Source organism: Aeribacillus sp. FSL M8-0254, assembly GCF_038008845.1.
Taxonomy (GTDB): Bacteria; Bacillota; Bacilli; order Bacillales; family Aeribacillaceae; genus Aeribacillus; species Aeribacillus composti.
In genome coordinates, this window is the sequence record NZ_JBBOZY010000001.1 from 3239949 (window position 1) to 3264477 (window position 24529).

Annotated in this window: 24 protein-coding genes, 1 pseudogene and 1 riboswitch; of the genes and pseudogenes, 11 read left to right on the forward strand and 14 right to left on the reverse strand. The window is 38.0% G+C overall.

Translation table 11 applies throughout. The features are described from left to right. The first annotated feature begins 273 nt into the window (after nucleotides 1-273). Together NSQ44_RS15745 and NSQ44_RS15750 are read left to right on the forward strand one after the other, a co-directional pair. Nucleotides 274-846 carry a TetR/AcrR family transcriptional regulator gene (locus NSQ44_RS15745; RefSeq protein ID WP_340857577.1) on the forward strand — a complete coding sequence of 191 codons (573 nt, stop codon included), beginning with the start codon at nucleotides 274-276 and terminating at the stop codon, nucleotides 844-846. 77 nt (nucleotides 847-923) lie between these two features. Continuing rightward, the gene (locus NSQ44_RS15750; RefSeq protein WP_094244464.1) at nucleotides 924-3299 is read left to right on the forward strand and encodes a YhgE/Pip domain-containing protein; all 2376 of its coding nucleotides are present in this window, start codon (nucleotides 924-926) and stop codon (nucleotides 3297-3299) included. A gap of 174 nt (nucleotides 3300-3473) precedes the next feature. Here the strand turns inward: NSQ44_RS15750 and NSQ44_RS15755 are convergent, their stop codons facing one another. Both NSQ44_RS15755 and NSQ44_RS15760 read right to left on the reverse strand, forming a co-directional pair. Continuing rightward, nucleotides 3474-4064, reverse strand: a complete 591-nt coding sequence (locus NSQ44_RS15755) for a nitroreductase family protein (protein WP_063386768.1) — start codon at nucleotides 4062-4064, stop codon at nucleotides 3474-3476. A gap of 90 nt (nucleotides 4065-4154) precedes the next feature. Beyond that, nucleotides 4155-4541 (reverse strand): OsmC family protein, encoded by a 387-nt coding sequence (locus NSQ44_RS15760; protein ID WP_063386769.1) that lies wholly within the window; start codon nucleotides 4539-4541, stop codon nucleotides 4155-4157. Between the two features lie 181 nt (nucleotides 4542-4722). Between NSQ44_RS15760 and NSQ44_RS15765 the strand changes: the two genes are divergently transcribed. Further along, on the forward strand, nucleotides 4723-4872 hold the full coding sequence (locus tag NSQ44_RS15765; RefSeq protein WP_375338764.1) for a BH0509 family protein: 150 nt from the start codon (nucleotides 4723-4725) through the stop codon (nucleotides 4870-4872). A 425-nt stretch (nucleotides 4873-5297) separates the two neighbouring features. On the opposite strand, the gene NSQ44_RS15770 is transcribed toward NSQ44_RS15765, so the two are convergent. Genes NSQ44_RS15770 through NSQ44_RS15780 form a run of 3 tightly spaced genes read right to left on the reverse strand, consistent with a single transcriptional unit; the run spans nucleotide 5298 to nucleotide 6968 of the window. After that, a complete protein-coding gene (locus NSQ44_RS15770) occupies nucleotides 5298-6125 on the reverse strand; it encodes a YihY/virulence factor BrkB family protein (RefSeq protein WP_144598399.1) in 828 nt (275 codons plus the stop codon). A gap of 29 nt (nucleotides 6126-6154) precedes the next feature. Then, the gene (locus NSQ44_RS15775; RefSeq protein WP_340857581.1) at nucleotides 6155-6478 is read right to left on the reverse strand and encodes a YtxH domain-containing protein; all 324 of its coding nucleotides are present in this window, start codon (nucleotides 6476-6478) and stop codon (nucleotides 6155-6157) included. 16 nt (nucleotides 6479-6494) lie between these two features. Continuing rightward, complete coding sequence (locus NSQ44_RS15780; RefSeq protein ID WP_130156865.1) at nucleotides 6495-6968, reverse strand: low molecular weight protein-tyrosine-phosphatase; 474 nt, start codon at nucleotides 6966-6968, stop codon at nucleotides 6495-6497. A 148-nt stretch (nucleotides 6969-7116) separates the two neighbouring features. On the opposite strand from NSQ44_RS15780, the gene NSQ44_RS15785 reads away from it, so the two are divergent. Further along, entirely contained in the window at nucleotides 7117-7347 is a 231-nt protein-coding gene (locus NSQ44_RS15785) for a DUF1128 domain-containing protein (RefSeq protein WP_063386774.1), read from the forward strand. Nucleotides 7348-7856: 509 nt separating this feature from the next. Then, entirely contained in the window at nucleotides 7857-8039 is a 183-nt protein-coding gene (locus NSQ44_RS15790; RefSeq protein ID WP_063386775.1) for a hypothetical protein, read from the forward strand. 41 nt (nucleotides 8040-8080) lie between these two features. On the opposite strand, the gene NSQ44_RS15795 is transcribed toward NSQ44_RS15790, so the two are convergent. From NSQ44_RS15795 to NSQ44_RS15805, 3 genes are all read right to left on the reverse strand, one after another. Continuing rightward, the gene (locus NSQ44_RS15795; RefSeq protein ID WP_063386776.1) at nucleotides 8081-8452 is read right to left on the reverse strand and encodes a DnaJ family domain-containing protein; all 372 of its coding nucleotides are present in this window, start codon (nucleotides 8450-8452) and stop codon (nucleotides 8081-8083) included. 21 nt (nucleotides 8453-8473) lie between these two features. Further along, nucleotides 8474-9019, reverse strand: a complete 546-nt coding sequence (locus NSQ44_RS15800; RefSeq protein ID WP_340857583.1) for a DUF2179 domain-containing protein — start codon at nucleotides 9017-9019, stop codon at nucleotides 8474-8476. Nucleotides 9020-9122: 103 nt separating this feature from the next. After that, nucleotides 9123-10358 (reverse strand): DUF418 domain-containing protein, encoded by a 1236-nt coding sequence (locus NSQ44_RS15805; protein ID WP_340857586.1) that lies wholly within the window; start codon nucleotides 10356-10358, stop codon nucleotides 9123-9125. Nucleotides 10359-10528: 170 nt separating this feature from the next. Beyond that, nucleotides 10529-10632: riboswitch (TPP riboswitch) on the forward strand. A gap of 68 nt (nucleotides 10633-10700) precedes the next feature. Between NSQ44_RS15805 and thiT the strand changes: the two genes are divergently transcribed. Then, entirely contained in the window at nucleotides 10701-11261 is a 561-nt protein-coding gene (gene thiT / locus NSQ44_RS15810) for an energy-coupled thiamine transporter ThiT (RefSeq protein WP_340857589.1), read from the forward strand. Nucleotides 11262-11302: 41 nt separating this feature from the next. Here thiT and menC read toward each other — a convergent pair whose 3' ends face one another. Next, nucleotides 11303-12412 carry an o-succinylbenzoate synthase gene (gene menC / locus NSQ44_RS15815; RefSeq protein ID WP_063386838.1) on the reverse strand — a complete coding sequence of 370 codons (1110 nt, stop codon included), beginning with the start codon at nucleotides 12410-12412 and terminating at the stop codon, nucleotides 11303-11305. A gap of 263 nt (nucleotides 12413-12675) precedes the next feature. Beyond that, on the reverse strand, nucleotides 12676-13632 hold the full coding sequence (locus NSQ44_RS15820) for a carbon-nitrogen hydrolase family protein (protein WP_340807856.1): 957 nt from the start codon (nucleotides 13630-13632) through the stop codon (nucleotides 12676-12678). An 857-nt stretch (nucleotides 13633-14489) separates the two neighbouring features. Here NSQ44_RS15820 and pdxR point away from each other — a divergent pair. The 4 genes from pdxR (at nucleotide 14490) to NSQ44_RS15840 (ending at nucleotide 17537) form a co-directional block, all read left to right on the forward strand. Further along, nucleotides 14490-15929 (forward strand): MocR-like pyridoxine biosynthesis transcription factor PdxR, encoded by a 1440-nt coding sequence (gene pdxR / locus NSQ44_RS15825; protein WP_340857591.1) that lies wholly within the window; start codon nucleotides 14490-14492, stop codon nucleotides 15927-15929. Nucleotides 15930-16013: 84 nt separating this feature from the next. Beyond that, on the forward strand, nucleotides 16014-16262 hold the full coding sequence (locus NSQ44_RS15830) for a hypothetical protein (protein ID WP_063386782.1): 249 nt from the start codon (nucleotides 16014-16016) through the stop codon (nucleotides 16260-16262). Between the two features lie 249 nt (nucleotides 16263-16511). Then, nucleotides 16512-17354 (forward strand): SPFH domain-containing protein, encoded by an 843-nt coding sequence (locus NSQ44_RS15835; RefSeq protein WP_340857596.1) that lies wholly within the window; start codon nucleotides 16512-16514, stop codon nucleotides 17352-17354. Between the two features lie 15 nt (nucleotides 17355-17369). Further along, nucleotides 17370-17537, forward strand: coding sequence for an Arc family DNA-binding protein (locus NSQ44_RS15840; protein WP_340857605.1), 168 nt, complete (start codon nucleotides 17370-17372; stop codon nucleotides 17535-17537). Between the two features lie 970 nt (nucleotides 17538-18507). On the opposite strand, the pseudogene NSQ44_RS15845 reads toward NSQ44_RS15840, so the two are convergent. From NSQ44_RS15845 to NSQ44_RS15860, 4 genes and pseudogenes are all read right to left on the reverse strand, one after another. Continuing rightward, nucleotides 18508-19619: pseudogene (locus tag NSQ44_RS15845) on the reverse strand (RNA-guided endonuclease InsQ/TnpB family protein). Between the two features lie 11 nt (nucleotides 19620-19630). Then, on the reverse strand, nucleotides 19631-20029 hold the full coding sequence (gene tnpA / locus NSQ44_RS15850) for an IS200/IS605 family transposase (protein ID WP_094245197.1): 399 nt from the start codon (nucleotides 20027-20029) through the stop codon (nucleotides 19631-19633). A gap of 92 nt (nucleotides 20030-20121) precedes the next feature. Further along, nucleotides 20122-20382 (reverse strand): hypothetical protein, encoded by a 261-nt coding sequence (locus NSQ44_RS15855; protein ID WP_340857607.1) that lies wholly within the window; start codon nucleotides 20380-20382, stop codon nucleotides 20122-20124. Between the two features lie 286 nt (nucleotides 20383-20668). After that, entirely contained in the window at nucleotides 20669-22264 is a 1596-nt protein-coding gene (locus NSQ44_RS15860; protein ID WP_340857612.1) for a BCCT family transporter, read from the reverse strand. A gap of 1368 nt (nucleotides 22265-23632) precedes the next feature. On the opposite strand from NSQ44_RS15860, the gene NSQ44_RS15865 reads away from it, so the two are divergent. Further along, the gene (locus NSQ44_RS15865) at nucleotides 23633-24235 is read left to right on the forward strand and encodes a glycerol-3-phosphate responsive antiterminator (protein WP_232515598.1); all 603 of its coding nucleotides are present in this window, start codon (nucleotides 23633-23635) and stop codon (nucleotides 24233-24235) included. Nucleotides 24236-24529: the final 294 nt, after the last annotated feature.

Consider the following 24529-nt stretch of genomic DNA (forward strand, 5'->3'; position numbering starts at 1 on the left):
AACAAGAAAAAAATGATGTCTGAAGCAGAAGCCTTTTGCCGATTACAGCTTCGGATGATTGACGGTATACTATAATGTGGTGGTTTTTGCAAACATTTCACAACGTTATCGTGCTTGGACCTTCTTCCCTTTTTAAAAATGAGGACAGCCGCATGTGTAAAGCCTGTCGATCATTTTGTAAAAAAACCCCTTTATTTTAATCAGGCGATATAGTATGATAATTTTAACGAAATGACCAAAATGTCCATTTAGTCAATCAAGAGGATGAGGTGCATGGCTATCGATCGAAAACAAAATATTATTGATGCGGCGACAAAATCTTTTTCCTTATTCGGGTATAAGGCAACGACGATAGAACAAGTGGCGAAACTCGCGAATGTAGGCAAAGGAACAATTTATACGTTTTTTAAAAGCAAAGAGGATTTGTTAGATGAAATTATTTCCTCGGTTATAGTAGAAATAAAAGAAACGGCAGAGCATGCAATGGACCCCGATCGTCCATTTCTTGAAAACGCCCATCGCGCTTTATATCGCATTGCAGAGTTTCGAAAGCAACATCCACTAACAATTAAGCTTCTCCAAGAAATTCGGGATATCGGGACTCCGGCAGTTCAAGAAGTGATGAAAAGATTGGATCGGGCGATTATCGCCTTTATCCGCGAAAAAATTGACAACGCCATAAAAAAAGGAGAAATTCGCAACTGTGATTCCGAAATCACCGCCTTTTTAATGTTAAAAATGTATATCGCCCTAAACTTTGATTGGGAAAAGGAACATGAGCCGCTGCCAAAGGAGAAAATCACTGAATTATTTGAGCTGTATTTTTTAAAAGGATTGTCGAAATAGATAGTCCTTCTTCTTTTATCATAAAATGACTAAATGAGCAAAATGGTCAAAAGTACGAAAAAGGAAGGAGATAACCGTTGCGTGGAATCTCATTATTTTTACATGAGCTAAAAATGATTGTAGCGAATCGGAAAATTTTGATTCCTGTTATCGCTATTTTATTTATCCCCATTATGTATAGCGGAATGTTTATATGGGGATTTAGAGATCCGTATGGCCACTTAGAGAGATTGCCGGTCGCTGTAGTCAATCAAGACAAAGGGGCAACATTGAATGGGGAAAAGTTAAAGATCGGCGACGATCTAGTGGAAAATCTAAAAAAGAAAAAGCAGCTTTCTTGGGAATTTGTTGACGAGAAAGAAGCGGAAAACGGATTAAAAAACCGGAAATATTATCTAGTTATCAAAATTCCAGAAAACTTTTCAAAGCATGCAACTACGATAAAGGACGAACACCCTCAAAAAATGGAGCTCATTTATATGCCGAATGAGAGCATGAACTTTTTCGCAGCACAAATCGGGGATAAAACCATTGAAAAACTGAAAGAAGAAGTTGGTGATACATTAACGGAAACATATGCCGAAACAATGTTCCAAAATATTAAGAAGCTGGCAGAAGGGCTCGAATCGGCAAGCGAAGGAGCAAAGAAACTGCATGATGGCATTGATTCAGCAAAACAAGGAGCAATAAAGCTGAAGGACGGGGTTGATTCGGCCAAAGATGGTTCACAAGAGCTGTACAACGGCGCGCTCTCTGCGGAACAAGGAGTTCAAGAAATATATGGACATTTAAAAACGATGGCTGAAAAATCATTGATATTTAAAAATGGGCTGCAATCCGCTAGTTCCGGAGCCGAGCGACTGAACAGCGGAATGAACCGTTTTAATTCCGGTCTTGACCAATTGATTGCAGCCCAAGAGAAATTGCTCGATGGTGCAGAAAAGGCAAGAAATGGTTCTCAGCAGCTGGCGGATGGATTAAAGCAATCACTTCATGGAATGAAACAAATAAATGAAAAAGCTCCTCAGCTCGCAAACGGAGCCGAGCAAGTACGAAGCGGAGCCAGCAATCTGTCGTCATCACTCGGACAATGGGCTAAGGGAGCAGAACAAACGAAAACGGGAGCAGAACAGGTGAGTGCCGGACTGGAACAGCTGACAGCCCGGCTTGATGCTATGATCGCTCAAACGTCTGATCCGCAGCAAAAAACGGCACTCAAAGAACTGCGTGCAAGTGTAGGGCAGCTGGCGGATGGAAGCAAACAAGTAACAAGCGGTATAAGTCAGCTTTCCGAAAATGCTGCAGCATTGAAAGATGGAGCTGATCAGCTTTCTTCTGGATCAGCGCAATTGCATAGCGGAACAGTCGCTTTAAGCGACGGTCTCAAACGACTAGTAGCAGGGCAAGAGCAGCTCGCCGCAGGTGCCGAATCATTAGCTGGCGGACAGAAGGAGCTCTCCCAAGGATTATCGACATTCGGTGAAAAAATGAATGAAGCGAAAAGCGGAATAACCCAGCTGATGGAAGGAAGCGGACAATTATCAGCCGGCTTGCATGATCTCGCTTCCGGTTCTGATCAACTGCAAAATGGCACTAATCAGCTTGCTGCTGGTTCCGGCGAATTAGCAAACGGAATGGAAAAACTCACAAATGGGTTAGGGAACTTTTCACACGGAATCGAGCAGCTTTCTAACGGGTCTGGTCAATTGACGGAAGGAATGACGACGCTGGATAAAGGTTCTAATGAATTGGCGGAAAAATTGCACGATGGAGCCAAAGATGCCAGCAACGTCAAAGCGGACAAAGAAATATACGATATGTTTGCAAAACCTATTAAAATTAAAAACGAAAAATTAAACGAAGTTCCTAACTATGGAACGGGGGTTGCTCCGTACTTCTTATCGCTGGGATTGTTTGTCGGCGCCTTGCTCGTAACAATTGTGTACCCTCTTCGTGAACCAGCAACTACACCTAAAACGGGAATGAGCTGGTTTTTTAGCAAGTTTGGTGTTCTCGTTATGATCAGCGTCATGCAATCATTGATAGCCGATACAATTTTACTAGCAGGAGTAGGCATTGAAGTGCAAAGTATTGCGAGATTTATCGTATTTACGATCATCACAAGCTTAACGTTCATGACGTTAATTCAGCTGCTTGTCACAACGTTAAGTGATCCGGGAAGATTTTTAGCAATCATTATCTTAATCTTACAATTAACTACAAGCGCCGGTATCTTCCCGTTAGAGTTAATCCCAACAGCGTTGCAGCCGCTCCACAACTGGCTGCCAATGACATATTCCGTAGCCGGCTTCCGTTCAGTCATTTCGAGCGGCGATTATGCGTTTATGTGGCAAAATGCATTTATTTTGCTCACTTTTATGATCGTGTTTGTTCTCGCAACGATCACCTACTTTACAATCCAACATAAACGCCGTTTTAGCGAGGCCGTATAACTATTTGTTTTTGAATTTGCCGGACGAATTTTTACACCTTCGACTCTAGCGTAATAACTGAAAGGAAATTTTTCAGAACTAAATGTGGTAAATCGGCAATGCCACAATTCCTCTTCATAAAAATGAAATAGAAGCAGATCTCTATCATCTGCTTCTATTTTTTTGTTGAAACTTTTATTCATTCAGCGATTCGCCAAAAAGGCCTTCAAAAATGGATTCTTTTATAGGACGACGAGGGGTTGGTGCCTCTCTTTCCTGCAGGCTTTCCGGCAGAGCTTCTTTTTCCCCTTGATAGCCAATTGCAATGAGCGCATTGATTGCATACTCTTCAGGGATGTTTAAAACTTGACGTGCTTTTTCAAAGTCTATGCCTGTCATCGGATGCGTAATCAAGCCTTTTCTTGTTGCTTCTAATGATAAATAGCCCCAAGCTGCACCTGCATCAAAGGCGTGGGAGCCGATTTCCCCCCGCTCGCTAGTCTTTTTAGAAATAATCAACGCAAAAACCGGGACGTTTTTGCACCAAATTTGATTAAACTCGCCAATGAATGACATAAATCTTTTGCGGTCTTCCTCTGTGCGAGCGATAATAAAACGCCATGGCTGGAAATTGAAAGCAGAAGGCGCCCAGCGTGCTGCTTCAAAAAGGCTTAGTAACACATCCTCCGGGACCTCTTTAGTTAAAAACGAACGCGGAGACCAGCGTTTTAAATAAATAGAATCAATTTCATATTCGGCCTGGCGGGCAAGCTTCGTTTGTGTCATCACATTACCTCCAAGAAATCAGATCGGAATTATACACATTTATTGTATTACATTTTTTTCTAAAAACAATTTTTTTGCTCAGAAAAGCTTTTATTTTAGTTCAAATGTTTCCGTAATGTTGATGCTGCCTTCTACTGATTGAACCATTGGACAATTTTTGTGCGCCAGCTCCAAGCATTTTTGAATTTGCTCACGGTCCAAATCCTCGCTGGAACTTGAAATGATGAAATGAAGATGAATTTTTTCAATTCTGTTCGCTTTTTCTTCGTTCCGTTCAACTTCAGCTTGAATCGTAATATCGTCATAAACGATTCTTTTTTTATCTAAAATTTTTCTGAAAACACTTCCGCTGCAGCCAGCAATGGCGGAAACCATCAATTGAAATGGACGGAATCCGTATGTAACATCACCTGCCACATGCAGTTCTCCGTATTCAAAAGTTGTTTTATATCCAATTTCCTTCATTTGAAATTCCATGCTGTATCATCTCCTCCATTAATATCTACAATTTTATTGTAATTGATTAATTTTTTTATTTGCAATTAATACAAATTGCGGGAAAAAAATTAAAAAATAAGTTGAACAACTACTCCATCTGTTATATAATAGTTTCAAAATAAAAAAACTGTATCATAACATTATAGAGGAGAGGGGAAAAATGATGAAACGGCAGGAAAGAAAAAATATGATTGATTTTATTGAAAAAATAGGAAATATTGATCGGGAAACGCTTATGTACATGACGGATGCGGATATTGAACACATTTATGCTTCTATTTATGATCGATATTTAGAAATGGCTGAGTAGAAAACGCAAAAGAAGCCTTCCGCCGCCGGAGGTCCGATGCGAACATTCCCGCAAAAAAAAGAAGCTTCAACGCGCAGACACTCAACCTCTTGCCGAACTTTATTTAATATAAAATTAAAGCTCTGAACTCATGGCAAACATAGCTAAATTCTTGCTGAATACAAAAACCCGGGCTGTCGAAAAAGTCGACAGCCCGAGGAATGCGCTTGATAATATCTCTTTTAATGGTAGCCGTTTTGGCCGTTCGCACTTCCGCTTGTTTTATGCTTCGGCTTGGATTTTGAGTTTTGCTTGTTGTGTTGACCGCCTTTTTTTGATTGCTTTGCCACTCGTATGTCCTCCTGTTTACGTCAATTTTTTCAGCCTCATTTTTAATATGACCATGTGAAATGAAAAAAAGTCTTCGAAATAAATGGCGGCCTTTATTAATTATTGGAATCTTTTGATAAAATTGCATTGATCTCCCCGCCTAATATAATAATAACCGCGGAAAGATAAAACCAAATTAGAAGAATGATCACCCCGCCGAGGCTTCCATATGTCACGCTGAAATTCCCAAAATTTCCGACATAGTAAGAAAAAAGAAGAGAAACAACAATCCAGCCAACGGTAGCAAATAAAGCGCCTGGATATGCTTCAGAAATTTTCATCCGTTTATTTGGCGCAATAAAATACAGTCCTGTAAAAACGATGCACAAAATAACAGCACTTAATAACCATCTTATCGTATTCCATATCGTTAAAAACACTTCTGTAAATCCGAACGCCCGAAATATAAACAAGCCTATCTCTCTGCCAAACACCGGAAGCAGCAGTGCAACTAAAATGACTAAAATCATGGCAAAAGTCAACAAAATAGACATCAAGCGAGCTACAAGGAAATGACGGTTTTCTTCCACTTGATACGCTTTATTAAAAGCTCTGACAATCGCATTAATCCCATTTGAGGCAGACCAAATTGTTCCAATGACTCCGAACGACAAAAGGGTCACATTTTGAGTTTCAATAATATGCCTCACATTGTTTTCGATCAATTTCATTGTATTTCCCGGTGCATATTGTGCGACAAAATCAAGAACAACATCTGAAGAGAGGGGCAAATATGCAAGGAGATTCATTAAAAAAATAAGGAATGGAAAAAGAGACAAAAGAAAGAAGTAGGCTAGCTCCGCAGCTAAACTTGATATTTCATCTTCTTTAAACCGTTTAAAAAGCTCTTTAGCGATTTGAAGAAGGTTGATGTGGTCATCCATCTTGGCACCTCATTTCAAACTAGTTTCTGTCAAAGGCGATCCTTCCATTTCTCTTTTGCTTCTTTCATTATTTCCATTACTTTCGGTGTCGTTTCTTTTAATTCTTTCACTTTTTCAGAAACAAATTCAATATCTTCGATTGTTTGCTCGATTGTTCTTTTGACAGAGTTCATTTTTTCCTTTGTTTTATCAGCAATCTCCATCGGATTTTCTGCGCACTGCTTGATTTTGCTAAAAGCTGATCTGCTTTTGCTGACTACATCGTCCCTTGTTTTTTTATCCAATAAAGAAAGCGCTGCGCCTGCGATCGCTCCGATGAACAGCCCTTTTAACAATTTATTTTGCGATTTCATTTGACTTTCACCTCTTCTACGAAAGATGGTGTTCTTCTTTGATCTTCTGGAGCAGTCCTTTGCAGCCTTTGACAACCATGTCATAAACCTCTTCAAAGTTCCCAGTATAATACGGATCAGGGACGTCCAAAATATCAGCATCTGGTACGAAATCCATTAAACGACTGATTTCACCCGTATTGTTATATCCTGCCATCCGGCGCAAATTTCCTAAGTTTTCTCCATCCATGGCAATAATATAATCAAAATCTGATAAATCATTCTTATGAATTTGACGTGCTTTTAAACCTTCATAAGAAATTTGGTAACGGTCTAATATTTCTCGAGTCCCTCTATGCGGCGGGCTTCCTACATGCCAGCCTCCCGTTCCCGCTGAATCGACAAAAATTTTATCTTCCAGACCCTCCCGTTTAACTAAATCACGAAAAACCGCCTCAGCCATTGGCGAACGGCATATATTTCCTAAACAAACAAAAAGTACTTTTATCATTGCTGAAACCTCCTGAAAACATTGCTTCAATCGTTTTTTCATAAGCTGCAAAGAATAGTTTGGAAAGATCAATTTTTTCTCATAATATTCAATCTTTCATAATACATGATACAATGAAACAAAGAAAAAAACGAGAGGATGAAATCAATTGAATTTATGTGAAAAATCAGCAGAAAATATGGAATACATGATTAAAAAAATTACAGAAAAATTGAATATGATCAACATCAGTGCAGTTCAACCAACACATTTTAATGTAAATATGTATGAAGACCTAAAAGAAATTTATGACCATGTAATGAAAAAAAATACTTTCAGCCCCAGCGAAATGCAAGCAATTGCAGAGGAATTGGGGAACCTACGAAAGAGCACTCTTTAAGTGAATTGAGCTTTCTGCTGCTCATTGCGAATGGGCTTGTGCAAATGACGGCAATAAGTGTTTAACTTAGCGATGTTGAAGTGTTGTGAAAACTCGCAGCTGCTGTCCTCATCAGCTTGCTTCAGTTGATTTGTTATATGTGGTTCTATACGCTTCTCAAAACGATGTTCGAGTCACATTAGGAACCGCCCAATCTGCCATCCATCAGAGGTTTAGCTTGGATTCTAAAGCAGGCGAATCGTGTTCGCGCTCCATTTTCATCATTCTCTTTTTTCTTTTGCAAGAGAAAAATAAAGATAGACCTCCTTGTTGTTTAGATGCCAGATTTCAGAAGAAATCGTTTTTACTTTAAAGCAGCTTTATAAATTCAGTATAAGCTGCTTTTTGTATAATAACTTTTTGTCAAAACGGTGTCTATTTTTTGAACAAAATGTGAATTTTTTGTTTCGTTTTTGTGACAAATGATTTATAATAAAAGAAAACGTTTTCTTTGTTTGGGGGTCAAAAAAATGGTCGTGACACTTATGAAATATTTTTATTTATTCGTTGCTCTCTTCTGTTTATTGTCTGGAATTTTGGTCGGTTTTGCAAAGGAGCTTCCGCTTTCGGTGATAGTCATTTTCTTAGGCTTTTTCAATCTTGCTTTATATTATGTCTTCCATAGAGAAGCCTTGAAAAAACAGCAAATTTAAAAGAATGGCGAAAATAAAGGCACCATTCTTTTTCGAAAACGTCAAATAAGCTTTTTATAAACTTTATCTTTATAAAATTGAGATGCAGATGTGTTGAATATATTCCTTTTCTTCACGATTCGTTCCAATGCTAATTGTTTTTCCGACAGCTTTTGTTGTAATTTTTTCCTTTCGGCTTCATCTTCACAGCATTTTAGTAAATCTTGAATAGTTAATAGTTCCTTTTTCAAGTCATTTTCTTGATCGACCATTCCGGCGTTTCTCAAAAGACGATAAGCCATTCGGAGTTCTTCCGGAATATCAGACAAATCGTCATGCGGGAGAGGCTTCCCCATCCCGGGAAGTTCTTTAAACTCTCCCTCTTCATATGCCTTTTTGATCCGATCCTCAGCAATTTGTGCAAATATATCCACGCTTCACCCTCCCTTCGACCGTTATGTTCGTCCCTTTTCTAAACGCTTTACCCGCTTTTTCATCGCTTTTGTTAAATATCCGCCTTTAAAAGAACGAATTTCATACGAGCTTAAAAACGCTTTTGGTTCTATTTCATTGACAAGGTTTAAAAATTCTTCCTCCCGAGAGCGTTGAGCAACAACTTCCAAACGATACCTGATCGAATTCATTCCTTCTCCTTGAAAGACCGTAACCCCAAAACCAGCCTCCCTCAATTTTTTTACTAATTCAGAATTTTTATCCATTAAATTCACATTGTATGTTACATATCCAAAAGCCAGCTTTTTCTCCAGTTCACCGCCCAACAACAGCCCTGCACCAAAACCGATAATATATGCACTAATATTGTAAATATTAGATAAATCTTGAAAAACTATTCCTAAAGCGACAATATAAATCGCTGCTTCTAGCAAACCTATACCAGCAGCAGCCTTTGTTTGATTTTTCACTAACAAAATAGTTCGGATCGTCAATACTGGTACATACAATAATTGCAGCAAAAAAATAAAAATTGCTTGTAGAAACATGTTGCCTAGACACTCCTTTGTTCCATCATACTATAAATTATTTTCGAAAAGAAAGAGCTATCATAAACTCAAAATCTGAGATTTGAAACTACATTTTTACAATTCATCTTGATCTGTTATTATGCTTCAAAACTTCCTTTTTCATGCGAATAGGCTGGCGCTTGAAATACATCGCTGTTCTCCATACCCACTCCAACGGACCTAATTGAAAATATTTAAACCAAATATGGCTGATGATAAGCTGCACGGCAAAAATTGCGAGTGCAAGCCAAAAACCGGCGAAGGGGTATACTTTACCGTACAATCCCAATCCGTAATGATAAAAAATATATGTACAAATAACAGATTGCATGATGTAATTTGTCAATGACATGCGTCCAACAGGCGCAATCTTCTTAACAATTTGCCGGCAGATTGGGTGAAAATATAAAAATATGAGAGAGGTCACATAAAACAACATGAGAAATGGTGCACCGAACACCATGTAAAAACTATTTTCAGCGGTGACCGCAAAAATATTTAACGGAAGCCCAATGATAAGCCCGAAAAACCAGATGGCTGTTAATAACCTTCGATGCTTCTCCGGTTCTTGAAAAAGCTTTTGTTTCGCAAATATCATGCCAACTAAAAACATGCTGATATATGGGATCATGTTTAATAAATAGACAAGCGGTTGAAAAGGCCACATGCCAGACATAGACATGTAAAAAAGCCGATCATGAATACGCTGATGGAAAATATCAGTAAAACTTCCGTTTTGATATGAATGGATTGCGTTTCTTGCCTCCTCTTCCAGTAAGGCAGCCTGCTCTCTTTTTTGGACTAAAGCATCCTCACCATTGGATACAGCCGTCATCAAACCAATAAGGAGCAAATATAAACTAAATAAACATACAGTCCATACCAAAAGGATTTTCCAGGAACACTTCCGGAAAAAAAGGAGAAGAAACCCCAGCACAGCATAATCCATTAAAATGTCTCCATCCCAGATGAAAAATGAATGAATTAGTCCAAATACAAAAAGCACCACCAGTCTGCGTATATATATAGAAACAAAGTTCCTGCCGTTTCCTAAAGCCCGTTCCTCCATGATGATGATTCCAAATCCGAACAATAATGAGAACATTGTAATAAACTTCATTTGTACAAATATATCCAAAATATTTTTCGTTAGAAAATCCCATGTTCTCCATGTTTCAGTAAAAAAATTTTCGCTGCCTATTTGGTATAAATATACATCTGGATAGCTGAAATGCGCCATATTCACAAGTAAAATTCCAAATATCGCAGCCCCCCGCACCACATCCACTACTTCATAACGCTCACGATTAAGATTCAAATCAAAACCCCCATTCTGAAAAAAGTTCTTATTATAAACGCCCTTTTTTCATTATTTTTTGTCCAAAGGCTGCATTTCAGCTTTATCGTGTTTAAATATTTGAATATAGCGAAAAAAGAATGACAATTTTCTTATAGTCTATTATGATAGACATAAGATTCGAATATCAACAGATCCACAAGGGGAGCTATATGCTGAGAGTGGACGGGTATTTCGTCCAGACCCTTTGAACCTGTTAGTTAATGCTAGCGTAGGGATGTGGAAGTAACTGATCCATGATACAGCCTTTTTCCCCCTTATGGATATTTGTTGATAGCAAATAATATACAGGGGGTTTTATTTTTGGAAAAAAATCGTTTATTACTATTAATAGAAGCAGCAATCTTTGCAGCATTGGCAGTTATACTTGATCTTCTCCCTTCCATTCAATTATCATCAGCCATTTCTATATCCATTGCCATGGTGCCTGTACTCATATTATCGTTTCGATCCGGTGCAAAGATTGGCTTCATTTCCGGCCTTTTATGGGGATTATTGCAAATTGTATTAGGTGATGCATACATCCTGACGCCTGTTCAAGGTTTCATCGACTATTTCCTAGCTTTTTCCTTTATCGGTTTAGCCGGTCTTTTCAGTAAAACTATCCAAAATAAGCTGAAAGATGGAAAGAAAAGCTCTGCTCTTGTTTTCATCATCTTTGGCATCTTCATCGGAGCTTTTGCACGTTATTTTTGGCATTTTATCAGCGGTGTCTTTTTCTTCGGAGAATATGCACCAGAAGGAATGTCAGCGGTCGTTTATTCTTTGATCGTAAACGGCATTACGATGATAGGAGCCTTTGTATTATGCGCTGTCGTTACTGTTATTCTCATTATGGCGGCGCCAAGATTGGTTGTAAAATAAACAAAATCATCCTCTGCAAAACATGCAGAGGATTATTTTGTTTATAGGGTAAATACTTTCGTTTCAACAGTGTATTTTTTTAATTTTTCACGGCTTACATGAAAACCGATCCCCGGGCTATCAGGCAAGGCAATTTTTCCATTATAAACCGATATTTCCGGTTCAATAATATCTTCTTCCCAATACTTAGATGAACTGGATATATCTCCTGGCAGTGTGAATTGTTCAAGTGTCGCTAGGGATATATTATGGGCCCGTCCAATCCCTGATTCAAGCATCCCTCCGCACCAAACTGGAACATTTTGCTCTTTGCAAAAATCATGGATTTTTTTTGCTTCTGTCAAACCGCCAACACGGCCGATTTTTATATTCATAATTTTGCAGCTTCGAAGTTCAACAGCCTTTCGAGCATCTTCTAAGGAACAAATACTTTCATCTAAACAGATCGGTGTTTCCAATTCTTTTTGAAGTTTGCTATGATCCACAATATCATCGTGCGCAAGAGGCTGCTCAATCATCATTAATTGAAACTCATCCAATTGTTTTAGATGATTTATATCTTTTAATGTATAGGCACTGTTCGCATCAGCCATTAAATCCAAGTTCGGAAAATGCTTCCGTATTTCCTTAACTACTTCAATATCCCAACCTGGTTTAATCTTTATTTTTACTCTCTTGTATCCTTCCTCCTGATATTGTTCAATAAGACTGATTAAATCTTTTATTGTCGGCTGAATACCGATGCTCACCCCAGCTTCAACTTCTTTTTTCATTCCCCCGAGAGCTTGTGAAAGAGGTATATTTTGCTGTTTTGCATATAGATCCCACACGGCACCTTCCAAAGCCGCTTTTGCCATATAATTTCTGCGAATAAAACGAAACGATTCAACCAACTCACGAGGATGATGAAACGACGTCTTTGATAAAATCGGAATGAGGAAATCTTCGATCATGTGCACAGTTGTTTTCACGGTTTCTTCTGTATACCATGGAATGGAAAAAGCAACCCCTTCCCCAAAACCGGCTGCACCATCATCATCCTTTACTTCTACGATCAACAATTCGCGATCGTGAATGTCTCCATAGCTAGTAGAAAATGGGGCTTTTAAACGCATCTGTAATATATGCAAAACAATTTTCTTAATTTTTATCAATTAAGAGCATCTCCTTTTTTAGCCAAGCTCTCAGCTAAGTTCGACAAAATCATTCCCATTCGCCAGAGGGCTCGATATTTCCCGGAAAATATTTCTTAAAATAGCGAATCCACTCGAACGTTTGTTTTACACTAATTATAAAATAAACGCTTTCTTAATGTAAAGGAGCAAGGGATTTCTTTATTTCCCTTATTGTTTATTGAACTGCGAAGCCTCAAATAAATAATGAGATCATCGTAGAAACGAGTCTCATCATGAGATTAATTTTTCCACTCAATAGTTGTCTTCTTCTCTTTGTTGACTAGCAATTTAAAAACATCAGGTCTTGCATAATGCCCAACAGGATCAAAATCAAACTGGCTATAGGCGATTTGTTTCATATCCAGTTCTGCAATGATGATGTCTTCCTTACCAAATACGGGCTTTGCCACATATTCACCCAACGGTCCAACAATCGCGCTACCTCCTCTGCTCATTACTTCAGGTGAAGAAGTAAGTTCATCATAACAAGCCAAATCTTTCGGATACATATCTTTTGTCACATATTGATTGGCAGACAAAACAAAGCATCTCCCCTCCAAAGCAATGTGACGGATTGTTGACTGCCAAGTTTCCCTTGCATCAGCCGTTGGGGCAATATAAATTTGAATTCCTAGTGCGTACATCGCAGCCCTTGCTAACGGCATATAATTTTCCCAGCAGATTAGCGCCCCTATTCTTCCATAAGGGGTGTCAAACACTGGTAATGTGCTTCCATCCCCTTCCCCCCAAACAATCCGTTCTGCTGCAGTCGGTTTTAATTTGCGGTGTTTTCCTAACAACTGTCCGTCAGAATCGAAAAATAAAACAGAACAGTAAAGAGTCCCGCCGCTAAATTCATTATCCCTTTCTGTTACACCTATCACAAGGTAGACACCTGCTTTTCGAGCCGCTTCACCAAGTTGTTCCGTCGTTTCGTCTGGAACAGCTACAGAATTGCTCCAGTATCTATACCAATCCTTCCTCCCTTCAGCCGAACGGCTCCCAATCGTTGTACCGAAAGATAAGCCTCTAGGATAAGCGGGAATAAAAGCTTCAGGAAATACAACAATCTTTGCTCCTTTTTCAGCAGCTTGATGTATGAGGCTAACCGCCTTTTTTGTCGTGGCGTCTCGGTCCATAATAACAGATGAGGCTTGTATAACAGCAACTTTAACCTTTTGTGCTCTGTTCGACATATTTTTCCCCTCCACCAAATCAAAAAATCTAAAGCAATCTTAAATGCCGAAGCTCATGAACCTTCAAAGTCATAACCTTCGGAAGTTGCACCCTATTCATCTTCCATAAAAAAATCTGCACAGGAAGGAAAACACTTTGAATAATCCTCTTTTTAAGCATAGAAGGGCCGGCCCATGTATTAGAGTTCAAAATAATTGGATTATGTTTTTCCATGAGAGCTTTTCATGTGATATCTCATCTGAAGTAATTTAATGGTAATTTCTTAGCATGCTCCTTTGTACAATACAGCTGTGGCTGAGTGTCGAAGTAACTATCAACACTTAATTCTATAGAAGCATTAAGCGTAAAATATGAGAAACGGTTTGAATTGGAGTATATTATTCATAATAAAAATGTTCAAAAATTTTTGGACCATCCAATCAAAGATTTTGTCAATCATCCAATTTCAATACTGCAACAGCCATTTATCCAAGACGAACCATAAAGTGAAATAAATTTGCCGAAAATCGCACATCTATTTTAAGGGTTTTCAACTTCAAGTAAAGAAAAAATCGGGCAGGACAGCTTTAAGCATTGCGTCCATGTTACAAAAGATAATGATTTTTCAGCAGCGTTCAAATCATGTGCTAAAAACTCCAAGTTAAAATAAAAGTGGATGGGTAAAATGTTACTGAATTGGATGGGCATTATTCTTTCATCTAGCGTTATAATTAATGTTTGAACAGGTTCAAATTTTGATGGATATAACAACATTTTCGATTATGTTCAATAGGAACATTCTATAGATAAATAACAAAGAACCTGGTTAACTTGCCATATAGCAGGAAGTGCCAAGCAAATCTAAAGGGTGAAGCATATGGACTGGAAACCGGATCGAAATGCAAAAAAGCCTATATATAAACAGCTGGCCGAATATATTGAAAATGGAATTGCGGATGGCACATTTCCCCCTGATAAACCGCTGCCTTCTGAACGGTTTTTGGCCAATAAGCTGCAAATAAACAGAAGCACAGTTGTGGCTGCATATGACGAATTAGAATCAAACGGACTTATCGAGAGAAAGAGAGGAAGCGGAACAACAATCAGCAAAGATATATGGGGTATGACAAAGAAGCGTGTACCAAGCTGGAATCGGTATATTGAGGCAGGATCGTTCTTGCCGAATTTACCTGTGACCCAGAGAATACGCAAAGAGATGGAAGAGCATAAACTAATCAATTTAGCTAGCGGTGAATTGTCGGAAGATCTTTTTCCAATCGACTCCTTGCGAGAAATCATTTCGACAAGGTCATTTATCGGAAGCCTAGGATATGATCATCCTCAAGGGAATGAGATATTAAGAAAAACTATCACAAAGCATGTGAAACGATATCGGAGAATTGAGACAAATCCGTCTTCCATTCTCATCACATCAGGAGCGCAGCAAGCTTTATATTTAATCGTCCAATGCTTATTAAAGCCGGGTGATGCGATAGCATTAGAAGAGCCTTCGTATTATTACAGTCTCCCGGTCTTTAAATCAACCGGAATTAGACCTTTCTATTTACCAGTTGACAAAGAGGGTATAAACCCGGATGATTTGCTTCTATTGCATAAAAAACATCGAATCAGGATGATCTTTTTAAATCCTGCTTTCCAAAATCCATCAGGCGCTTTCCTTCATAAAAACCGGCGGGAAAAAATATTGGAAATATCGTCTGAGTATGGAATACCGATTGTTGAAGACGATCCTTACAGTTTAACGTCCTTTAATGGGGAAGAGACCTACCCGCTAAAATCAATGGATGAGCATGGAAATGTCTTATATATCAGCTCATTGTCGAAAATTGTTGCTTCTGGTTTGCGAATTGGTTGGGTTATTGGACCAAAGCCTGTGATTGAAAGATTGTCTGATGCCAAACAGCAAGTGGATTTCGGTCATGCCAGCTTTACTCAATGGATTGCCAATGATTTTCTGGAATCTGACGACTTCGATGCCCATATCAACTGCTTAGTCAAACGGCTCGAAAACAGAAGGGATCAAATTGTCAAAAGCCTTCGATTCTACTTAAAAGACGATGTTGATTTTTATATCCCGCAAGGAGGCATTCATTTATGGTGCAAAATAAAGAAAGACTTTAATGAGATCCAGCTGCTAGAAGAGTCGATCAAGCGCGGGGTTATTTATGTTCCGGGCTCAACGCTTGGATCAAGTACAAAATATGTCCGTTTTACCTTCGCAAGAGAAAATGAAGAAAATATAAATGAAGGAATAAAAAGATTTGCTGATGCATTTTATAATATTCAGCATAAATAAATTTCTATTTTCAGGTGATTATCAAGCAAGGACATTAACGAATCAATTCTCTACCACAATGTAAAGAGACAGGGAGATGGTTTTATGTATAGTATGTTATTGACCGTAGGCATTATTATTTGTGTACTTGCACTCATTTTAACTGCGTTTATCGGAAAAGAAGTAGGAAACAAAATAGAAACATATAAAGCGATCGGGAACAGTCCCCATGATGAACTCGCAAGGTCAAGGGAATATGAAACAAGCTCCTTTCGCAATGTTCGCTCGTTGACATGGATTTATACCTTATTGTTTATTGTCATCCTCATTGTATGTCTTATTTTTCTGTTTTAATGCTAAAGAAACGAACCTATGCAAACAATAATGAACTAAATATATTTAAACCGAAATCCTCGACTAGCCCTTGCTAACGAAATGACGTTTAGCATGGTTGTTAGTTGAGGTTTTTTATTTTGGCTTTCATTGAATTTTCATAGCTCCAAAAACGTTTTTCACCAAAATTTTTTGATGATACTAATTTACATTTATTTCAAAAAGTGATATCATTTTAATATAAAAATAATATGAGAGGGACAATGAAAGTTGAAAGAAAAAAAGGCATGGTTTATTGACGGGTTTATTGGAATTGTATTAATCGTTGCACTTTTGCTCGGAGCAGCTTTTACATTTATCCAGGAGTTTATTGTTCCTGCAATTGTATTGGTTGTTCTTGCCGCACTGCTTGGAAGCGGCCTTACCATTGTACAGCCGAATCAAGCAAACGTTGTCATTTTCTTCGGACGTTATTTAGGAAGCATTCGGAAAAGTGGCCTTGCTTTAACGGTTCCATTAACTATTAGACAAAAGGTGTCCCTTCGCGTTCGAAATTTTAACAGCAAAAAGCTAAAAGTAAACGATGTGGAAGGGAATCCGATTGAAATTGCTTCGGTCATCGTCTTCAAAGTAATCGATTCCGCAAAAGCAACTTTTGATGTGGATGATTATGAAGAATTCGTGGAAATCCAAAGCGAGGCTGCCATTCGTCATGTAGCAACGAAATATCCTTACGATACGTTTGATGACAACAATATTACATTAAGAGGCAACGCCGATGTTGTTTCAAAAGAGCTGGCAGATGAATTGCAAGAAAGGTTGAACGTCGCTGGAGTTGAAGTAATAGAAGCTAGACTGACTCATTTAGCTTACTCGACTGAAATTGCCAGCGCCATGCTTCAGCGTCAGCAGGCAGCCGCCGTTTTATCTGCGAGAAAAAAGATTGTCGAAGGAGCCGTCAGCATGGCCCAAATGGCTGTCGAGCAGCTGGCTAGCGACGGAACGATTGAGCTTGATGAAGAAAGAAAGGTTAACATGGTGAATAATTTAATGGTTGCGATCATCTCCGATCGCGGCACCCAGCCGGTCATAAATACCGGAAGTCTATATTAATGGTTGTGTCGCATCATGGCAAAAAAGAAACATTTCCCTTTAAGAATCGATCCTGAATTGTATGCCGTTATTGAACGTTGGGCGCAAGAGGAATTCCGCAGCGTCAATTCCCATATTGAATTTTTATTGCGGGACGCTGCTCGGCGCGAAGGAAGGTTAAAGAAAAAAAAGGAGAAAGAATAAAACATCGATCATCTTTTCCGCAAGTCGAAAATTGGCTGCTGACTTCCTTCAGATCTTGGCGCCCTAGACACCCTTGTCTTAAACAAAATACTGCTGCTTTAAAGCTTGGCGAATGTACAGATACCCAGCACATAATCGAGTAGGAGGGAGCGATTAACTCCCGTCCTCTCACACCACCGTACGTACGGTTCCGTATACGGCGGTTCAATTAAGATGATTGACGCAAGTCTTTATAACTTCCGTGAATAGCTGTTCTCTTTATGCCAGTGGTCACTCCACCCTCCAAGAGGTCTCCCACGGGATTCACCGCTTCCTTCCTCAAGTGAGGTACTACGTTTTCTGTGTTCATCATGACTCACTGAATGCCAAGGGCTATTCTCTCTTAATTGTTCGGTCCTTCTTAGTAGTTCTAAACCAACTAATACTATGACCTCTGCTGACTTCTGACGGTTCAGCTACTTATCACTAAGTAGGTTATGAAGCGTATTTCACCTATCCGCCAGACCTCCCCGGGTAAGTACATGCACTTTCACACCATCTATCCGCCTCATTTACTCGATATGACCTTCGACAGAAAGAGCTTTGTTTTGTTTGGCAAACTCACTCAATCATACCTAGCCTTATATGAGGTTCGTGTTCCTCGGACCGGTGTTTTGCCTCCAGCTTCCTTCAGATTCCGCGTCACCACGGACACCCTTTCGTTGAGCTAACTGCTACTTCTGTCTTCGGGGTTCGGGACTTACACCCTATAGTTCATGTACATGCCGGGCGCACCAAAAAATCCCTTATGGATAACCATGAGGGATTTTTTATGAGTGAAGAACTTTTTCTAAATGTTTCACTGTTGGTGGTGAACTACCCTCCACTTACCACTCTTGCGGGTCGCTTGAAGTGGGGGCTTCTCGGGTAATCCTATCTATTGACGGGAAATTGACCGAGCTAACCCTCTCGTTCCGAAAGTTATTATTCTTTATGCTAATATGCGTAATCCTTCATTTTTGATATTGATTGCTGAATTGTGATCACGATCTAATACAAAACCGCAAGAACATTCATATACACGTTTAGATAATGGCATTTCTTTTTCCTTGCCACAACAAGAACATTTCTTAGTAGAAGGGAACCACTTATCGATTTTTACAAGTTGTTTCCCTTGTTCTTTTAGCTTGTATTCTAAGAAAGTAGTGAACATACCCCAGCCATTATCATGAACACTTTTTCCAAAATTGAGGGCTTGAGACATTCCTTTCATGTCTAAGTCCTCAATGATAACTGCGTCATAGGTTGATGCTAATTCTTTTGATTTATGGTGAAGAAAATTCTTGCGTTGATTGGCAATTTTCTCTTGTAACTTTGCTACTTTCAAACGTTGTTTTTCCCAAGTGCAGAACCTTTTTTTCTGCGAGAAAGAATTCGTTGTGCTTTTGCCAGTTTGTCTAATGCTTGTCGATAGTACCGTGGGTAATTGGCTTTCTCACCCTGTTCACTCTCGACATATAGACCGTCCATAGCAAAATCTAAGCCAACTACTTTTTGAATCTTTACTGACTGAATATCTTTCTCGTATTCTGTCAAAATCGAAATATAATATTTACCTGTCTTTGTTTTAGAAATAGTACAAGATTTGATTTTATAATCAGCAGGTATTTCTCTATGTCGGTTCATTTTCATTGGCTTTTTGATTTTTGGTAGTTTGATATGACCATTTTCTAGCTTAATATTGCCGTTGACCATATTGGTTGTGTAAGATTGTTTATTTTTCTTGCTTTTGAATTTAGGAAACTCCGCACGACCTTCAAAAAAGTTCTTATAAGCATTTTGCAAATTGATCTGTGCGTTTGCTAAAGCTAAAGAATCCACTTCTTTTAGGAATGGAAATTCATCTTTGTATTTCGCTGGTGTCGGGAATGCTTGTTGTTTAAGCGTTTCTTTATCGTTTTTGAATTTCTCATACGTTTCCTTACGTTCTTCCAGCATCTTATTGTAGACAAAGCGAACACAACCAAATGTTTTGGCTAATTGGATTTTCTGTTCTTTATTCGGATACAAACGAAATTTGAAGGCTTTGTTTTGTTTGGCCATATCAAATCACCTCACTTCTGACCTTGATTTTCAATGTATTTTTTTATGACTTCTATTGGTGCACCGCCTGTTGTAAGCAGGCAAAAGCTTCTTGACCAAAACATCTCTTTCCATAGTCTTTTTCGGATATGAGGAAAGTTTTTCTTTATCAGTCGAGAACTTGCACTCTTATAAGTATTGATGAACTTCGATAATTCAGAATTAGGATGTGCTTTGAATAGGATGTGGATATGATCCTTATCATGATTCCACTCTGTCAAAGTAATGTTGTATTTTTTTCCGATCTCAATGAACATATCTTTTGCAAAATCAGATATTTCATCGGTGAACACTTCTCTGCGATACTTTACAACTAATACAAGATGATAATGTAATAGGAACACTGAATGATTATTACTATCCAATTTCATTGATATATCAATCCTTTTTTATATATAAGACTGATTATATCAAAACCTTTGGCTAAAGCCAACCGAAATTCATCTCCCACCTACTCATTGGGCTACGCCCTGCACATTCCTTGAGGATGGGAGACTTCTTTCGGAAATCCGTGAAAATCCCACTCGTCAACATTCGGTTTTTTTTCGTAATATTTAAGTAATCGATAGGTTGTTGACTCCATTCGATCAGCAGTTTCACTATCAAAATAGTAATATACTTTATCGAAATTTTCTAAAGCATAAAGAACCGTTTCTTCAATACGTTCCACTTGAAACTGATTATTCTCTTTTACAAGAGATTCAAGTTTAACATGATTGATCATCGCGAACGTATGGCGATGACCGATGCAAACATAATTATAATTGCAAATAAACGCAACCGAAAGTTCCCATTCACTTAGATCACCCTAGTAATGTAAATATGTATACATCTCTATTTTACAGCACTTTTATAATAGAGATAGAGAACTAAATTATTGCAATAATGAAACTTTATAAACAATCTAAGGGCTATCCTTACAAAATAAGAAAGCCGAGAAACTGTCGATGATAAAAAATCAATCCACAGATTCTCGGCTTGAATTTTGAAATTAAACGGCTACCTCATTTTCAGACAGAAAGCACATCTTGTTCTTTTTTCTTCTTCATTCCCGTTTTTACAGGTTTAATTTGTTTTTCTTTTACTTTGACCTTCTGTTTTTCTGCTTTTGGAGCAACTTCTTTTGAGACGACTTTAACGAGTGAAATCATCATAAAGACGATAATAACCGTAAATGGCAGAGCTGCAACAAGGGATGCTGACTGTAATCCTGTTAGGCCACTTGTCGATAATAATACTAATGCAATTGAACTGATTAGTACTCCCCAAACAATGCGCATACCAATTGGTGGATTGGTACTTCCATTTTCGGACATACTACTTAAAATATATGCTGCAGAGTCTGCAGATGTTATTAGAAACGTAAAGATTAATATAATGGTGACTACTGATAAAATTTCCGTAATTGGCAACGTTTCAAACAGTGTAAAAATCGCCAATGTAATATCATTATTGGTTACAGTCGCAATATTGGAACCTTTAAATAGATCCATATATAAAGATGTTCCACCAAAAACAGCCATCCACATCATCGAAAGTAATGCTGGTGCGACCATGACTCCGATTATAAATTCACGAATCGTCCGTCCTCGTGAAATACGTGCGAAGAAAGCTCCTACGAATGGCGACCAAGCAATGGTCCAAGCCCAATAAAAGATCGTCCATTCATGTACCCAATGCTCACCACTGTATGGTGTCATATTTAATGAATAACTAATGAAATTCGAAATATAATCTCCAATGGCAACTGTAAATGTCTCCATTATAAATACAGTTGGTCCTGCGAAAAATACGAAAATCATTAATAATATGGCTAAAGCTAAGTTCGCATTACTTAACCATTTGATTCCCTTGTTTAAACCAGATGTTGAGGACAAGAGAAAGAGAAGCGTCATTATAGCGATAATCGCCAATTGAACCCAAAAATGAATTGGTGTATTAAAAACAGCATTTAAACCACCGTTTGTTTGTAGTACACCCATACCAACTGATGTTGCTACACCCATAACAGTAGCAACAATAGCTAATATATTAATTGTATTTTTAATACTTCGACTACTGCGATTTTTTGGCATCAGTGGCTGTAACGACGTTGAAATAAGTCCATTTTTCTTTTTTCGAAATTGAAAATAAGCAATAGCTAAACCAACAACTGCAAAGATCGCCCACATACTTAATCCGTAATGGAAAAACGCTTGTCCCATGGCAATTCGAGCAGCTTCAGCCGATTGGGATGTTATATCTTCCGACGGCGGATTAAAGAAATGGGTCATTGGTTCACCTACACCATAAAAGACGAGCGCAATTCCAAGACCACAAGAAAACAACATAGCAATCCATGTAAATCGACTAAATTGCGGCTTTTCCTGATCTCCGCCTAAGCGGATCTTTCCAAATTTACTAAAGGCCATATATAGACTGAAAATAACCATAGCTAAAACGGATAATAAGTAAAACCAGCCAAAATTTTCAGTCGTAAATTGGAATGCCGCTTCCGCTCCATTTGCAAATCCTTTTGGGAACATAATACCAAGCAGAACGAAAAACAATACCGTCACTGCCGATACCCAAAACACAATATTTACTTGTTTACTTCGAGACTTCATCAACTCATCCTTTCGATTCGATTGGTTTTCCGCAATTTTGAAAAAAATTTCTATTGCTCACAAGCCCTTTTGGAATTCTTGTAAAACAATAGCTAGGCAAGATGAAGGGGAAGTAGTAAAGGGATCATATCTATTACGAATTGAGGAACGTACGTAATGAGATATGATTGGAATTTCACGAATTATTTTTCTTATCGTCGCAATGATTTCAGCCTCTCTACTTTGGAACGGACAAGTTTGCGAAGGACTTCTCACGCACCAATTGCTTCAAGTTGGAAACTAGTTATTCGTAAGCCAAAACGGTTGACTCGTAGAAAGTGTGCTTACGAACACCCCTTCTTTTAGCAAAGAGACATTGTGACAATGGGAAAAACAATTCGATAAACGTTTGAGATGATTTAACTATTCAAACGTTTTTATTAGAACAACACATTAGGTAGGTGAGCTTCAAAACACTCACTTTCTAATATTATATTGTAGCAGATTAACGGCAGTAGTTAAAATTGGATCATGGTGGATTTGTGGGGGAGATCGGTGTTCTTATTACTTATGGGTATCTTTTTACCCAATTTCCCTTTAATTCTCCAAAAATGCTCGCAAATTCTAACTTATTGTATAAAGGACACTTTCTATAAAGTTAATGAACGCACACCTTTTGCAGAAGATAGGAGCGGAAACCTTACGAATGCAGTTTTTCTCGAATTTGATGAAAAAAACTGGTTTCATAGACTTGATGAACATACTTTTCTTTTGATTTGTCGGGAAAAACCGGTTATAGTTAGACCATGAACTCACTTTTTCTTTAAAAAACGAAACAAAACTGGTTTCAGTTGGCCCATGAACACATTTTTTTACAAAACACTCAACAAAACTGCTTTCAACTAACCTATGAATTCACTTTTTCTCAAAAAACACAAAAAAACTGCTTTCAACTAACCTATGAACTCACTTTTTCCTCAAAACACACAAAAAAAACTGCTTTCAACTAACCTGTGAACACACTTTTTACTCAAAAAACACACAAAACTGCTTTCAACTAACCTGTGAACACACTTTTTACTCAAAAAACACAAAAAAACATTAAAAATAATCTTTCGGGCAAAATCATGCTAGATGTAAATCTTTTGTAAAGCAAAATTTACAATGAATTAGCTTGGGCACAATATTTGCTTAATATTTGTTTTTTATATTTCTTTTAAAAGCTTTTGATCCTCTGCCCCCATCCAAAGAGCAAGCATATTCTGCCCAACAAGATGTTTCGCACAATCCAAAGTATATCAAACGTTTGCCAATCGAATTGCTTTTATAACAAAATACTTTTAAATCTTTAGAGCAGATTCGGAATTTTAAAAGAAAGGAAATTTAGCTGTGGCAAAAAGCAATGCAGGAACAATTTTGTTGGAAAGATTAAAAAAACATAGAATGGTAGCAGCTATTAAAGAACCGAAATATATTGAGAAAGCGATCAAGAATAAAGAACATTTAAGTGCTGTCTTACTAATGACAGGAACCATTTTAACGGTAAAAAGATATGTTGATTTCATCCAGTCTGAAGGGCTCCCCGTCATATTGCATGTTGAAAAAATAGGCGGTCTGGAAATGGATGGCGATGGAATTGACTTTGTAAAAAAGAATGTCCAGCCAACGGCGATCGTTACAACGAGGAACGGCATTATAAAAAAGGCAAAATCAAGCGGTTTATTTGTTATTCAGCGAATCTTTTTAATTGACACGGAAGTTTATCATAATTTAGTGAAGGATGCGGACCAAATCCGCTCAGATATAATAGAAATTATGCCGTGCCGTGCGCCGGATTTTTTAAAGAAATTCACAAAGGTTTCGCAAGTTCCCGTTATAACAGGAGGGCTGTTGACTTTGCCTGAACATGCGAAGGAAGCGATAAATAATGGCGCACTCGCTGTAACGACGTCCAACTCAAAATTGTGGGAAATGGATTTAAATAAATTTTAAAAGAGAATTTACATATGATTTATACTAGATTAACAATTCTCATCTATATTATAAGTAACAAGTGAATAATTACTGGTGCAAATAGAGAGACCTCAAATTTAATGTATATGGAATAGATATATACATTATATTTGGAGTCTCTTTTTTTGTTATGCAAGCAATTGGAGGTGATTTCGACATCATTTAATAGATTTGTCAGGTCGGGAGATAAAAAAGCATTTACACCTAAAATATTAATGCAAACGATCTGCCAACCTGTCATTGGCATAACGATGAAAAATAGCTTTATCTGAA